Source organism: Streptomyces sp. NPDC048506, assembly GCF_040651315.1.
Taxonomy (GTDB): Bacteria; Actinomycetota; Actinomycetes; order Streptomycetales; family Streptomycetaceae; genus Streptomyces.
The window spans coordinates 1-13,017 of record NZ_JBEZIX010000066.1; the positions used below are offsets into that span (position 1 = coordinate 1).

Annotated in this window: 14 protein-coding genes; 9 read left to right on the plus strand and 5 right to left on the minus strand. The window is 69.5% G+C overall.

Features of this window, described 5'->3' with window-relative positions; translation table 11 throughout:
* The first annotated feature begins 156 nt into the window (after positions 1 to 156).
* Complete coding sequence (locus AB0C96_RS37260; protein WP_362923960.1) at positions 157 to 417, plus strand: DNA gyrase subunit A; 261 nt, start codon at positions 157 to 159, stop codon at positions 415 to 417.
* A gap of 94 nt (positions 418 to 511) precedes the next feature.
* Here the strand turns inward: AB0C96_RS37260 and AB0C96_RS37265 are convergent, their stop codons facing one another.
* Positions 512 to 2,083: a helix-turn-helix domain-containing protein gene (locus AB0C96_RS37265; RefSeq protein WP_362923962.1), complete on the minus strand. Its 1,572-nt coding sequence runs from the start codon at positions 2,081 to 2,083 to the stop codon at positions 512 to 514.
* A 281-nt stretch (positions 2,084 to 2,364) separates the two neighbouring features.
* On the opposite strand from AB0C96_RS37265, the gene AB0C96_RS37270 reads away from it, so the two are divergent.
* A complete protein-coding gene (locus tag AB0C96_RS37270; protein WP_362923964.1) occupies positions 2,365 to 3,054 on the plus strand; it encodes a DUF4232 domain-containing protein in 690 nt (229 codons plus the stop codon).
* A 335-nt stretch (positions 3,055 to 3,389) separates the two neighbouring features.
* The gene (locus AB0C96_RS37275) at positions 3,390 to 3,800 is read left to right on the plus strand and encodes a hypothetical protein (protein ID WP_362923966.1); all 411 of its coding nucleotides are present in this window, start codon (positions 3,390 to 3,392) and stop codon (positions 3,798 to 3,800) included.
* Between the two features lie 48 nt (positions 3,801 to 3,848).
* Here AB0C96_RS37275 and AB0C96_RS37280 read toward each other — a convergent pair whose 3' ends face one another.
* Positions 3,849 to 4,610: a dienelactone hydrolase family protein gene (locus AB0C96_RS37280; protein ID WP_362924035.1), complete on the minus strand. Its 762-nt coding sequence runs from the start codon at positions 4,608 to 4,610 to the stop codon at positions 3,849 to 3,851.
* 113 nt (positions 4,611 to 4,723) lie between these two features.
* Between AB0C96_RS37280 and AB0C96_RS37285 the strand changes: the two genes are divergently transcribed.
* A complete protein-coding gene (locus tag AB0C96_RS37285; RefSeq protein WP_362923968.1) occupies positions 4,724 to 5,206 on the plus strand; it encodes a MarR family transcriptional regulator in 483 nt (160 codons plus the stop codon).
* 81 nt (positions 5,207 to 5,287) lie between these two features.
* Here AB0C96_RS37285 and AB0C96_RS37290 read toward each other — a convergent pair whose 3' ends face one another.
* A complete protein-coding gene (locus AB0C96_RS37290; RefSeq protein ID WP_362923969.1) occupies positions 5,288 to 7,438 on the minus strand; it encodes a hypothetical protein in 2,151 nt (716 codons plus the stop codon).
* 189 nt (positions 7,439 to 7,627) lie between these two features.
* Complete coding sequence (locus AB0C96_RS37295) at positions 7,628 to 8,377, minus strand: maleylpyruvate isomerase family mycothiol-dependent enzyme (RefSeq protein ID WP_362923971.1); 750 nt, start codon at positions 8,375 to 8,377, stop codon at positions 7,628 to 7,630.
* Positions 8,378 to 8,409: 32 nt separating this feature from the next.
* Here AB0C96_RS37295 and AB0C96_RS37300 point away from each other — a divergent pair, with 32 nt between their 5' ends.
* From AB0C96_RS37300 to AB0C96_RS37315, 4 genes are all read left to right on the plus strand, one after another.
* Positions 8,410 to 9,078 (plus strand): hypothetical protein, encoded by a 669-nt coding sequence (locus AB0C96_RS37300; RefSeq protein ID WP_362923973.1) that lies wholly within the window; start codon positions 8,410 to 8,412, stop codon positions 9,076 to 9,078.
* A 455-nt stretch (positions 9,079 to 9,533) separates the two neighbouring features.
* Positions 9,534 to 9,713 carry a CopG family transcriptional regulator gene (locus tag AB0C96_RS37305; RefSeq protein ID WP_362923975.1) on the plus strand — a complete coding sequence of 60 codons (180 nt, stop codon included), beginning with the start codon at positions 9,534 to 9,536 and terminating at the stop codon, positions 9,711 to 9,713.
* 1 nt (position 9,714) lies between these two features.
* Positions 9,715 to 10,059, plus strand: a complete 345-nt coding sequence (locus tag AB0C96_RS37310; RefSeq protein WP_362923976.1) for a VOC family protein — start codon at positions 9,715 to 9,717, stop codon at positions 10,057 to 10,059.
* Between the two features lie 23 nt (positions 10,060 to 10,082).
* Entirely contained in the window at positions 10,083 to 10,940 is an 858-nt protein-coding gene (locus AB0C96_RS37315) for a class I SAM-dependent methyltransferase (RefSeq protein WP_362923978.1), read from the plus strand.
* Between the two features lie 118 nt (positions 10,941 to 11,058).
* Here the strand turns inward: AB0C96_RS37315 and AB0C96_RS37320 are convergent, their stop codons facing one another.
* Positions 11,059 to 11,910: a LysR substrate-binding domain-containing protein gene (locus AB0C96_RS37320; protein ID WP_362923980.1), complete on the minus strand. Its 852-nt coding sequence runs from the start codon at positions 11,908 to 11,910 to the stop codon at positions 11,059 to 11,061.
* Positions 11,911 to 11,992: 82 nt separating this feature from the next.
* On the opposite strand from AB0C96_RS37320, the gene AB0C96_RS37325 reads away from it, so the two are divergent.
* Positions 11,993 to 12,886, plus strand: a complete 894-nt coding sequence (locus tag AB0C96_RS37325; RefSeq protein ID WP_362923982.1) for an MBL fold metallo-hydrolase — start codon at positions 11,993 to 11,995, stop codon at positions 12,884 to 12,886.
* Positions 12,887 to 13,017: the final 131 nt, after the last annotated feature.

Genomic DNA, 13,017 nt, shown 5'->3' on the forward strand with positions numbered 1-13,017 from the left:
GCTCTGCGACTGGCTGGACGCCCAGGACCCGAAGGTCCTCGCCGACCTGCGCCGCCTCGGAGTGGGCCAGCAGTTCACCGGACGCGGCTGACGGCACCGTCACTCGACGAGTACGCCCGTTGTCCCTGTCCCCGAGTACTGCTGGAGTTGCGCGATATGTCAACCAACAACGAGCACGTCGCTGAGCGGCTCGGCATCCTCAACGCCATGATGAGAGCGATCGAGGCCAGGACCGCCGTCCTCGACGCGATCAGCGCCGCGGCATCATTCGGCGAGGCGAGAGACGGAGTCATGCATCTGCTCGACGTGACGGAGATCGATGCCTACGCGATCCTGGAGATGCCCCTCATGAGGCTGACCGTCTACAACCGGGCCAGGATCGCCGAGGAGATCGAGCAACTCACCGCGCAGACCTGACGATCCGCCCCGTCAGACTGGTCTTCAGGCAGGGGCTCGCCCTCCTCGTCGACGGTCACTTTCAGGGAACGGATCTCGGACTGTTCGGCGGCCTTCACGGTTCTGCTCGACTGGGGCGCCACTTGCTCTGGTCCGACCGGTAGGAGTACCGATCGTGGTCCGTGATCGCGCTGATGCGGAACGGCTTGCCCCCGTCGTCGATGCGCAGCGTCCCCTGGCGGGCGCCGCTGCTCCAACCGATCTCCAGGTAGTAGCTGACGTCATGCCCCTCGGTGTGCAGGTCGAGGTTGAGCACCTGCGGGTCCCGGGCGGAAACCTTGAAGGGGAAGCCCTTCGCCGGTACGACGACGTCGCCGTCCTGGCCGGCCACAGGTTTCGCTGTCGGCCGGTCGGTGTCCAGGTCGATCTCGAAGCTCTGCGGCGTGACGCCACTGCCGCAGCCGTCGCCCATCGAGTAGGCCCGCCAGGGGACGGCGGCGTGCTTGGCCGTCACTCGGACGTGCAGGGAGGTGAGGACGACGGCCTCGTCCGCGTTGCCGGTCGCGGTGAGTTGCAGCCGCAGGTGCCCGCCGTCGATGCCGCCGAGGGCACGCGCCCAGCTGTGCACGTCCTGGGGCGGTGGCGGTGGCGGTACGTGGTCCGGCGCTTGCCGGAGCAGGTAGTTGACGTCACAGGGCTCGTCCCAGTTGTACGAGCTGATCCCGACACGTGGCGCGGGGCCCTGCCCTCCGCCGGCCGGTGACCGGCTTGCGCCGGGGGCATCCGGCTGCGCCGAGGGGGAGGGAGTTCGGGCGCCCTTGCCGCCGGGAGTGGCCGCTGCACCAGGCGAAGTGGCGGAGTCCGAAGAGGAGTTGGTCTTCGGCATCGAGGTGGGGTGTTCGCCGGCTACCGGGTACCGGCCCGTGCCCTGTCTGCCCTGGGTGCCCGTCCGGGAGGAGTCTTCCCACGAGCCTCTGCCGAAGGTCAGGGCCGCCGGTATGGCGAGCGTGGCCACGGCGAGGGCGACGAGTCGGACGAGTGGGCGGCGTTCGCGGACCGTGGAGCTGTGGACGTCGGATCCGGAGCCGGATCCGGATCCGGCAGACATGGGCTTGGCGACCACGTCCGATTGGTCGTTGTCGGACCCCTCGGAGGCCGAGCTTGCGGCACCCCCGTCCCGCGCATGTGATGCCGGCAAGGATTCCGGTGAGCGGTGAGGCCTGCCCTCAGTGCCGGTCCGCCGCTCAGTGTCGATCAGGCCCTCAGCGTCGATACGCCCCTCGGCGTCGGTCTGGCCGGCGGGGGCATCGTCGGTGGCGTCCGACGCACGCGCCGCGGACTCCGGCGGATCGGCGGGAGCATCCGCTGCGGCATCGGCGGCTGGTGCCGCTTCGGCCACCGCGGCGGACGAGGTGACCCTCGCCGATAACGAACGGCCGCGTCGCCGGGCCTCGTCGGCGACGATCCACTGCCGGTGCAGTTCCAGCAGCTCCTCGCGCTGTGCACCGCACAGTCTGGCGAAGCGCTCGGCGGGCGCGAAGTCCATCGGGACGGCGTCGCCGTTGCAGTACCGGTGCAGCGTGGACACGCTCATGTGCAGCTGCTCGGCGAGGACGCCATAGCTGCGTCCGGACCGTTCCTTGAACCGTCGCAGCAGCTGCGCGAACCCTTCTGATTCTGTTGTCACCTTGATCCCCCGTTCGTTCCACCGTTCCAGCACGGCATTCCAGGGAAGGGTCGTTTCCCCAGCTCAAAGACCACTTCTGCGTTCCGGCTTCTCACATTGTCCAGGAACTGTTGGCACTGGGGCGGTTGCCACGCACGCTGAGGTGCAGCACTACCGAGAGGGGGAGGCACCCTGCGAACCCGCCCGTGCCGCAGTGATGTTCTCGCCATCGCCGTACTGATCGTCTGTGTCGCGATCGTCATCACTGTGCTCAACCGCCACTGAACCCGCAGCCAAGGAACATGCCGATCACTATGCGCACCATCCGTGTCCACGCCGTCGTCGCCACCGCTGCCGTCTTTGCGACGTTGTCCCTGAGCGCCTGCCAAACCTCGTCCGACGCCGGCTCCCCGGGGCACGCGGCGGCCGACGCGACGACGATGGGACCGGGCAACAACGACGGCCATGGCAAGGGCGGCACGCCGACCGCACGCCCCAGTGCCGGACGGAACGCACCCGGCCCGGGGGCATCCGGCCCCGGACACACTTCAGGAGGCCAGCCCCGCTCGTCCGATGCATGTACCGGGGAGAACACCACGGCCGTGGTCAGCAAGGCCCGTCGACCCATCAATCACCTGCTCCTGAAGGTCACCAACAAGGGCCCCCGCACGTGCAGTGCCCACTTCGCACCGTCTTTGCGCTTCGACGACGAGCAGGCCGCGACGCAGATCAACCAGGACAGCAAGCCGCAGTCCGTCGTGACCCTCGCCCCGGGACGGTCCGCCTACGCGTCGATCATGCTCAGTGGCGAGGGCGGCACGGACGCCGGAGGCCGCACGGCCCGGCGCCTCACGGTGTACTTCACACCGCGCAGCGGCTCCGGCTCGGTCGGTGCACCGCTCGTGCTCGTGCTGCCCGCCGGTACGTACAAGGACAACGACGCAGCGGTGACGTACTGGCAGAGCTCGGCGACCGACGCACTGCAATTCTGAGGCACCAGGAACTTCTGAGGCACCAGGAAATGCTGAGGTACCAGGACGAGCGACGCCGGGGCGAAGCTCGACGGTCCACAGACCGACCGGGGGACTCGACGGTTCCGCCCGGCCGATGGAACCCCGAGCCTCCGGCCGCCGTCTTGGCCTGAGGAATCGGGGCCGCGTCCTCGGGGGCCGAGGAAGTGCGCGAACTGCAGGGCGACTGCCACGGACTTGAGTCCCCGGCCGACGCACCGCCTCGGCCGGCATCCTCCGACGCCACCGAGAGGGACAGCATGATCCGAGCCACGGCAGGTCGCATCCAGCCTCCACGCGAGGTGCAAGTCGCCTTCATGGCCGCATTGGTGACTGCATTTCTCGAAGTGGGTGACTGGGTACTGGGCGCCTTCGTCATTCCCCCCACGGGCTTTGAGGAGTTGCGCGGTCAGCTGGGACTGTCGGGCGCGCTCCTCCAACTCGCCCTGTCCGCCGGCGCCCTCGTCGTACTCACCACCGGGTGGCTGCTGTGCTCCTTGTGGATGCGCCGGGGGCACAACGGGGCCCGGCTGGTGATGATCGCCCTGGCCGGCCTCTCCCTGCTGTTCGTGCTGACCGACATGAGCATGAACGGCCTGGCACCCGACTGGACAGCCCTGTCCCAGCACGTCCCCGAGCTCTTCACCGCCGCCATCGCGATCGTCCTGCTCCTCCCGGGCTCCCAGGCCTTTTTCTCTGCTTCCTCCGCGCTCAAGCGGGTGAGTTGACGAAGCGCCGGGCGGTGGTGCAGACCGTGGACCCCGGAGCCGTGTACTTCAGGTTCGGTTTCCGAGCCGGGGCCTCGGCTGGCCGGCCAGGGTGCGTGCGAGGAGGGGGAGCAGTCGGTCCCAGTGACGCTGCAATGCCGAGGGGTTGAAGGCATCGGTGTCGGACATGGTGAAGCCGTGGACGGTGCCGGGGTAGATCTCGGAGGTGTAGTCGACACCTGCGGCGTCCAGGGCCTGGTTGAGCTCGCCGAGGGCCTCGGGCGTGATGTCGGTTTCGGCGTGGCCGAGGTGGACCTGGGCGGTGATCTTGGCGAGGAGGTCGGGCCCGTCGGCGCCCACGGGGCCGTGGAATCCGGCGACGGCCGCCACCTGGCCGGGGTGGGCCGCGGCGGTGCGCATCGCCAGGAGGCCGCCTATGCAGTAGCCGGTCACCGCGACCGGTCCGGCGCCGACCTCGGGCTGGATGGCGAGGAACCTGAGGTAGGCGTCGGCGTCGCTCAGGACACGTTCGGCGGTGTGCGCCTCGATCAAGGGCATCAACTGGGCGAAGACCGCGGGCCGGACCTCTTCTCCGATGTGCTCGGGAAGTTCGATCACCGGTGCCGGGCCGTGCCGGTAGAAGAGGTTGGGGACGAGTACGTAGTACCCGTGTCCGGCCAGTTCGCGGGCCATCTCCCGCAGCACGGGCCGGAAGCCGAAGCCGTCCGGGTACATCAGCACCGCCGGGTGCCGCTTGCCGTGGTCGGGGAAGACGGCGAAGGCGTCGGCCTGGCCGTCCGTGGTGGGAATCTGCAACATCTTGGCGGGAATAGCGGATCTTCCTTCCTTGGAGTTCACCGAATTAACGTTTGTTGCACTAACGTTTTCGGCGTGAGCGACCGTACATCGTTAGTCGAACTAACGCAATGAGTAGGATGGGCGCCATGACCAGAGCCGAAGCCGCGGACATGCCCGACGACGGCGCGCGCAAGACGCCCGACAGGCTGCGTCGACAGCCGAGCCGACAGTTGTCGCAGCTGACCGCGCGGTCGGACCGGCTGATCAACGAGGGGCTGGCCCGGGTCGACGCCCGCAAGTGGTACTACGCCGTGCTCGCCTCACTCCAGGAGTACGGGCCGGGCAGCCAGGCGGAGCTGAGCAGGCGCTCCGGCATCTACCGCAGCGACATGGTCGGTGTGCTCAACGAACTGGCCGAGCGTGACCTCGTCGAGCGGGCGCCGGATCCCGACGACCGGCGCCGCAACATCATCACGATCTCCGCCCGAGGCCGCCGTCAGCTGCGCCGCCTCGACAAGGTCCTCGACGACCTCCATGACGAACTGCTCGCGCCGCTGAGTCCGGCCGAACGCGACCAGTTCGTGCAGTTGCTGACCCGCTTGCTGGACCACCACGCCCGGACCTCCTGACCCCCGCGTAGTGGCATCCGGCTTCGACCGGGGCGGTCCTGTCCGGCCGGGTTCCGCGCCCGCGCACGTGCGCGGCCCGCCTCACTCCTCGGAGGCGTTGAGCATGTCCCGCACCCGCGTGACCTCGCACGGGGCGCCCTCCACGGGCCAGCTCGCGCTCAGTTCCGCAAGCCTGGCGCGATGGTCCTCGATGACCTCTTCCCACATCAGCCCCCATGCCGCAGCGGCTTGAACCTCCACCTCGGGGCAGCGCGTCGCCCGGACGAGCGCGTCCACGGAGTTGGTCCCCGGAGACTCGTCCAGCAGTTCCAGCGCCCTGACGCGGTCATGCAGCGGCACGTTCTCGTCACAGGCGACATTCCCCAGCGCCTCGACGAGCGGTGGCTCGGCCTCCTCCGCGTCCCTGAACACCGCTTCCACCGCATCGAGAGCCCGCCCGCGAACGTGATCGCTCGCGGCGGTCTCCACGACCTCGGCCAGCAGGGACGGCTCTTCCGCTGCCACGATGTCCAGCGCCGACAGCGCGGAGAGGTGCTTGGCCTCGGGCCCGTACGTGCGGCTGAGCGCGGCCGGCGAGGGAGGCTGCCGCAGCACCTCCCGGATGCGGTCCAGGACGAGTGCCCTCTCCGGTTCACGTGCTTCCTCGCCGCCCCGCTGCACGGCGCCGTCGGGACTCCACCAGTGGTCGAGCGCGATGCCCACGGCCGCCTGGTCGTCGCTTGCGAGCAGCGTGCGCAGCGCCTGGTGGTACGACGCGTCCACCGTGGGAGCCCGCAGCCTCTTGTGGGCCCGGTACAGGTCCGGGTCCGCCAGCCGGTGTCCCTCCCAGTGGACGCTGTGCGGCTTGCCGAAGATCAGCTCAATGGGGTCCTGGCCCCAGGGGTACTCGGGAGGCCGGTCGCCCCAGCTCTCGGCGACCTCCTCCAGAACGGTGCGGTGCCGATCCAGGCCTCCCGTCCGGACCAGAAAATAGGACGCGTGGGCCTGCGCCTTCGGCTCACCCTCGCGGAGCGCCCGGAGGAGAATGCCGTCCGCGTCCGCGCCGAGGCTGTCGGCCAGGACGCGGATCGCCGTCTCCTTCACGAGGGAGAAGCCGACGGACGGGTCGAAGATCAGGTCGCCCACGGCGGCGACGAGTCTCTCGTCCTTCACCTCGGCCTCGTCGAGTACGCCGTAGGCCGTCCAGACGGCCTCGTGGCGCACCGCGTCCGAGTCCGTGCGGGTGAGAACGTCCATCAGGACGTCGGCGTCGCCGGGCTCGGCGTGCCGCGCCCCGATCATGTTCAGGGCGCTCACCTCGGCGGGCGACATCGGCCGCCGGAGCACCTCACGAGCGCGGGCCAGCACCTCGGGCAGGTAGGCCTCGGCACGTCCCGCGTCCTCCATGACACCGAGCAGCCCCTCCGACGACTCGTAATGGTCGAGCGCGATGCCCACGGCGATCGGGTCCTCGCTGCGGAGCAGGGTGGCGAATGCCTGGAGGCATCCCTCGTCGCTGGGCGGGAACCTCAGCTCGTCATGGGCCCTCCGGAGTACCGGATCGTCGAGCTCGGTGTCCTTCCAGTAGGTGCTGTGGAAGCCCTCGTCGAGCGCTTCGCTACGAATGCGCTCGGCCTCCCGACCCGCGTCCTGGGGCCAGGACTCCGCGAGCCGTCTGACGCGGTCGCGGTGGACGCGGAGCCGGAGGGGCGTCGCGAGCCAACCCACCGCGTACACCTGGAGTTCCAGGTCGGACGACTCGCTGAGACGGACGATGAGGTCCTCGACCTCCGGGAGATCGAGATCGTCCAGGGCGTGCATTGCTTTCTTGCGATCCCGCACATCGAGGCTCTCGTCCAGCGCCATGGCGGTGATCAGCGCCAGCAGCCGCCGGTTCGGCTCCTCGCCCTCCGTCAGGGCGGTGCCGGCCGCGAGAAGCGCCATCTCCCACACCTCGGCGTCCGGGGCGCCTTCGAGGGCGTCGGCGATCAGGTCCGCGTCCTCCTCCTCGGCCAGATGCCACATCACGGTGAGGGCGCTCGCGTGGCTGTGGCCGGACGGAGGTCGGGCGAGGAGGCCCCGGGCGGCGAAGCGCACTTCGTCGGCCAGCGGCCAGTAGGGGTTGTCCACGCCCCACCTGGTGTTCGCCTGTGCTGACTGGTAATCATCCAGAGCCCCGCGGACGACGTCGACGTCCTCGCTGCCCAGCCGGGCGCCGAACTCGCCGTGGTGGGACTTCTCGTCGTCGCTCACGAGACCTCCTGCGTGATCATCTCTTCCGGCGGGCAGAGCCGCCCGAGCCGTGTCTCCGCATTTCCGATCACCCACCCTGACACCGCGTGCCAGAGACCCGCTCCGGACCTGCGAGAACTCCACTAACGGTGGTGCCCGTTCCGGTTCGCTCCTCGTCGACCCCCGGCAAGCTCTCGCGGCGGCAGCAACTCAGCTCCAGCCGGGGGCGGGTGGGCGCGGCCACTTCGGCGGGGTCGGCAGTCGACGGTCCGACAGGAGGTGGGTGTCCGGCCCGCGGCCGGAGAGCCAGGCGAGGAGTGCACGGCCGGAGCCGGTGGCGGTGGGTCCGGTCGGGGCGAGGTTCCAGTGGCGGTCGAGGTCGGTGGCTTCGATGCGGGCGACGGGGAAGTCGCCCGCGGTCAGGGCGGCGATGGTTTCGTCGAGCGCCCAGGTGACGTAACCGGTGGACCAGTCGGTGCTGGAGTAACCGAGGTTCAGGTCGACGTGATGGGTTTCGAGTTCGCGCCGGGCCCGGTGCAGGGTGTACCAGGCGGGGTGTCGCCAACCTGCCAGGGCGGAAACCAGGGTGGGCCAGTGTTGGGTGGGCATGGCCCGGGCCTCGTCGAGCAGGCGGTCCAGGCTGCGGCGCAGGTCGGTGACGAGCTCGGCGGCGTTGCGCGCAGCGCCTTCGCGCAGCGCCCGGTCCAGGGCCGCGGCGTCGGCTCGCGGTCCGGGCTCGGTGCCGGTACGTGCCAGGGTCAGCAGCCATCGGTAGGCGTCGGCGCTGCGGGCGAGGTGGGTGATGACGTGGCCGCGGCTCCAACCGGGAAGCGTGGATGGTTCGCGGGCCTCAAGGATGGTCAGGGCATCGAGGGTGACGCTCAGGCGCGCGGTGGACCGCTGGATGTCGTCGAGGAGAACGGCGATGTCGGCGCCGTCGAGGTCGGTGGTGTCGGTCACGGGCCGGCACCCTACAGCCGGCCGGTGAGCAGGTGGCCGACGGCTGCGATACCCTCCGCGATGCCCTCGGTGATGGCGCGTTCGCCGAAGTTGCCGAAGCCGAGGGCGAGTTGTGCGGGCGTGGGGCGCGGCAGGTACTCGTTCGCACGGGAAAACCCTCGGTCCGCAAGAGGCTTGACGCCTACTGGACCGGAAGATTTAGTGATCGCGACCGTCTTGAAACGATCACCCGTGTGGTGATCCGTGACCTCCTGGGGGAATCGATGCGCGCTCTCACCTCGGCCGGCGCCACTCTCGCCGCCGTCGGCCTCAGCCTCGGCCTGAGTTCCGCACCGGCATCCGCGGCGCCCGCCGCTCCTGCCGCGTCCGGCGCCTATCAGTCGCCTGCCTCGACCACGCTCGCAGCCCTCGCGGCCAAGGCCCCGCCGAAGTCGGGGAAGGACAGCATCAAGTGCAACGAGTCGAACGCGCGGGTCAACTTCTCGTGGAAGAACGGCTGGTCGAGCACCACGGTCTACTACAACAACCACTGCCTGGGAGGCACGCGCATCACCGCCGCCTTCAAGTTCTACAACGACGGATCGACGCCGTTCTACAAGTGCGTCACCTTCCAGGGCGATAGTCAGGGCAAGTACAAGTTCGCGCACATCAACGAGATCATGGACATCAACAAGGACACCAAGAAGTGCAAGAAAAACTAGGCATGTCGCTTTGCTGAGGTAGCCAGTTGACCTGATGTGCCGGACCGGATCTGTCCGACCGGATATCTCCGAATGGACATCTCCGACCGGATATCTCCGGCCGGATGTCTCCGTTCGTTCGGTGGCTGATCACTGATGCGACGTGGGAGCGGGTCGAGCCGCCGATGCCGGCTGGTCCGGGGGTAGCGGTCCCGGCGACTGGAAACCGCCGGGACCGAATCTCGCCACGTCGGATGCCACGGTCCTGTTCGCACGGAACGCAGCGCTCCAGTCCGATGCGGTCCTCGAAGCGCTGCTCGACCCGAATACCTCGACCTCGTCGGGTCCTGCCACCAATATGTGGCCACCCTCGGTCGGCTCGCCCAGCCGCCACGCGGCCACCTCACACGCTCCGAAGGCCGGCGTCGACATTGCGAGCTAGTTTGCTAGCAAGCTAGAGTGCTAGCATCGCGCTCGTGAGCGATGAGGAAGTCAAGCAGTTCAACGTGTACCTGCCGATCGGGCTGATCAAGCAGGTCAAGTACCGCGCCATCGAGTCGGGCATGTCGCTGTCGGCGTTGGTCGCTGACGCACTGCGCGCCTACCTCGACGACACCCATGGGCACGAACAGCAATCGACTGAGAAGGGGGCCTGACATGGCGACCGAAGGCATCGAGGCCGTGTTCCTGACAACCCACAACTGGGGTAAGGCGGCGAAGTTCTTCCAGTCGCTCGGCTACGAGTTGGAGTTCTCGACCGATCACAACTCCGGCCGGCTCCGCAACGGCGACGGACCGTATGTCTTCATCGCCGAGATCCCTGAGGACCAAGAGCCCCAGACGCAGATCGTGCTGAAGGTGCCGGACGCAGACACGTTCCGCCCCGATCCTGCCGTCGAGGTGGTCACGCCTTTCGAGGACACCCATTACGGGACCAAGGAGATGACCGTCCGCGACCCCGACGGGCGTCTGTGGAGCCTCCAGGCTCCTGCCAAGAACTGACCGCAACGAAAAGGGGGAACACCATGGCAGCCGAGCAGACCGAGGCGCCGGACAACACTGCGGTGCGGACCGCCCTGTGGCGGGCAATGCACGTCCAGGTCGACCCGGCACCGCATGTGCTCGCGGACGAGACCGGCCTGCACCTGGCGGGCCCCGACGACGACTGGCGCCGACGCCCGGACATGGACCCGCACGCCACCAGAGGATTCCGGGCGGCCATCGTGGCCCGCGCTCGTTTCGTCGAGGACCTGATCGTCCAGCAGGTCGACCGCGGCGTCACCCAGTACGTCATCCTGGGAGCCGGCCTGGACACCTTTGCCCAACGTAGGCCGGAGGTCGCCTCCCGGCTACGGGTCTTCGAGGTCGACCAGCCGGGACCTCAGGCGTGGAAGCGCCGGCGCCTGGTCGAACTCGGCTACGGCATCCCCGACTGGCTGCACCTGGTGCCGGTCGACTTCGAAGCGAGCGAAGACTGGCTGAAGAAGCTGGCTGCTGCCGGATTCGATGCCAGTCGGCCGGCGGTCATCGTCTCCACCGGCGTCACCATGTACCTCACCAAAGACGCCACTGCGGCCACCCTGCGCCAGATCTCCGGGCTCGCAACCGGCTCGACGCTCGCCATGACCTTCCTGCTGCCGATCGAACTGCTCGACGACGCCGACCGCCCCGGCCTCCGGGCGAGCAAGGAAGGCGCGCAAGCATCCGGAACGCCGTTCATCAGCTTCTACACCCCTCCCGAGATGCTGGCATTGGCCCGCGAAGCCGGTTTCGAAGACGCCCGACACGTGTCGGGAGATTCGCTCTCCGAGCGCTACTTCGCCGATCGCACCGATGGCCTCCGACCGTCAGGCGGGGAGGACCTGCTGCTGGCCACCACCTGACACGCGGCCCCGCCGGCGGCCCGCAGCCGCGGCGGAGTGGCCGACAGCGATGACGCGGACAGGGGAGTGCCCCTTGGGCAGCGGACACCGCCCGGCGCGGTCGCCGGCCGGGAGGCGCTCAGTCGCGGTAGGCGGCCGTCGCGATGCGGACGAACGACCGGATGAGCGGGTTCGCGTCGCTCCGCCGCCAGGCCGCCACCACGCGGCTGGCGTCCATGTCGACGACGGGGACCACGGTCAGCTCCTCGGGTGGGTTGTGCCCGAGTGGGGTCATCCCGACCGTGCCGTTCCAGAGCACGGCCTGAAGGCACTCCTGGACGGCACGCACCACCGGACCCTCGCGGGGCTCGCCGCCGTTCCAGTACGACCGCCAGATCGGGTCGGTGCCGTCGGGGAACTGGAACCAGCGCCGGCCTGCCAGGTCGGCCAACTCCAGGTGGTCGCAGCGGGCCAGTGGATCGTCGGCGCGCAGCACGGCGCCCACCGGGTCGGCGCGCAGTTCGTGCACCGTCAGACCGGTCTCGTCGAACGGGGCGCGGGTCAGGGCGATGTCGACCCGTCCGGTGCGCAGCCCGCAGGTGGGGTCGGTCAGGTCGGTCTCGCGGATGCGGACCTCGATGCCCGGGTGCTGTCGGCGGTAGGCGGCGGCCAGCCGCGTTGCGCCACGATCGGAGCTGTCGCCCAGCAAGCCGACGGTGATGCTCGTGGCTCCGGCCGCCGCGGCCACGCGCAGGCGTACCCGGTCCGCCCGGTCGAGCAAGCCACGCGCCTCATCGAGCAGGACCGCTCCCGCGGGAGTGAGCGCGACACCGGCGGAGGAGCGGTCGAGCAGCGTGGCGCCGACCTCGGTCTCCAGCTGCTTGATCGCCCGGCTCAGCGGCGGCTGGCTCATGTGCAGCCGGGCGGCGGCCCGGCCGAAGTGGAGTTCCTCGGCGACCGCCACGAAATAGCGCAGCGTGCGTAGCTCCATGACCAGTGACGATATCCGTTCGGTATCGACCCCACCCAGCCGGTCTTGGACGGCCGCGGTGGACGGGCGGTGCAATCGGAGCATGACTGACGAACAGATCCCCGACCCCGCAGTGCGCGTGGCCGCCGCTCGGGAGATCGCCCCCGACCTGCTGGTCATCCCGAACCAGCGGGTCGGGCTGGTACCCAACATCGGCGTCATCGGCGGTACCCGGGCCGTACTGGTCATCGAGACGGGTATCGGCACCGCCAACGCCGAGCAGGTCCTCGCCTTCGCGTCCGAGGTGGCGAAGGGCCGCCGGTTGTACCTGACCACGACACACTTCCACCCCGAGCACGCCTTTGGCGCGCAGGCGTTCGCCGACCGGGCGACGTACCTGGTCAACCGCGCACAGGCGGACGACCTGAAGGCGAAGGGGCCGGGCTACCTGGAGATGTTCCGCGGCTTCGGCGGGCCGATCGCCGCCCGCCTCGACGGTGCCCGGGTGCCCACCCCGGACGTGGTCTACGACGGCGGGTACGACCTGGACCTCGGTGGCCGGACCGTGCGGCTGCGGCCCACCGGGCGGGGCCACACGAAGGGCGACCAGGTGATCGAAGTGCCGGACGCCGGCGTGCTGTTCACCGGGGACCTGGCCGAGACCGGGCAGTTCGCCATCTTCCCGTGGTTTCCGCCGTACGACACGGACGTCTCCGGCGTGCGCTGGCTGGCGGTGATGGACCGGCTGGCCGCCATCGGCCCCCGGGTGGTGGTCCCCGGTCACGGCGAGCCCGGCGGCGCGCAGGTGCTCACCGAAGTCCGCGACTACCTGCGCGAACTGCGCGACGAGACCTGGCGGCGGCGCGACTCCGCGATGGGCGAGGACGAGATGGTGGCCGAGGTCCGGGCACTGCTGATCGAGCGGCACCCCGAGTGGGCCGGTCGGGAATGGATCGAACGGGGCGTCGGTTGCCTGTGCGCCGAGCACCCCGCATGACCGCCGCCTCTCCCGTACGAGGCAGGGCGCCCGGGTCGGGCGCCCTGCCGTCAGCGGGCGTCGGCCGGCCCCGGGACGCGTGCCCAAAGGCCCTTGCGGAGGGCGTGCCACCGCTCGTGGTGCGCCGCCGG

What these genes read in the sequence shown, in the direction of transcription:
- AB0C96_RS37260 (WP_362923960.1), top strand. Translation starts at nt 157, where the DNA reads ATGTCAACCAACAACGAGCACGTCGCTGAGCGGCTCGGCATCCTCAAC.
- AB0C96_RS37270 (WP_362923964.1), top strand. Translation starts at nt 2,365, where the DNA reads ATGCCGATCACTATGCGCACCATCCGTGTCCACGCCGTCGTCGCCACC.
- AB0C96_RS37275 (WP_362923966.1), top strand. Translation starts at nt 3,390, where the DNA reads ATGGCCGCATTGGTGACTGCATTTCTCGAAGTGGGTGACTGGGTACTG.
- AB0C96_RS37285 (WP_362923968.1), top strand. Translation starts at nt 4,724, where the DNA reads ATGACCAGAGCCGAAGCCGCGGACATGCCCGACGACGGCGCGCGCAAG.
- AB0C96_RS37310 (WP_362923976.1), top strand. Translation starts at nt 9,715, where the DNA reads ATGGCGACCGAAGGCATCGAGGCCGTGTTCCTGACAACCCACAACTGG.
- AB0C96_RS37315 (WP_362923978.1), top strand. Translation starts at nt 10,083, where the DNA reads ATGGCAGCCGAGCAGACCGAGGCGCCGGACAACACTGCGGTGCGGACC.
- AB0C96_RS37320 (WP_362923980.1), bottom strand. Translation starts at nt 11,910, where the DNA reads ATGGAGCTACGCACGCTGCGCTATTTCGTGGCGGTCGCCGAGGAACTC.
- AB0C96_RS37325 (WP_362923982.1), top strand. Translation starts at nt 11,993, where the DNA reads ATGACTGACGAACAGATCCCCGACCCCGCAGTGCGCGTGGCCGCCGCT.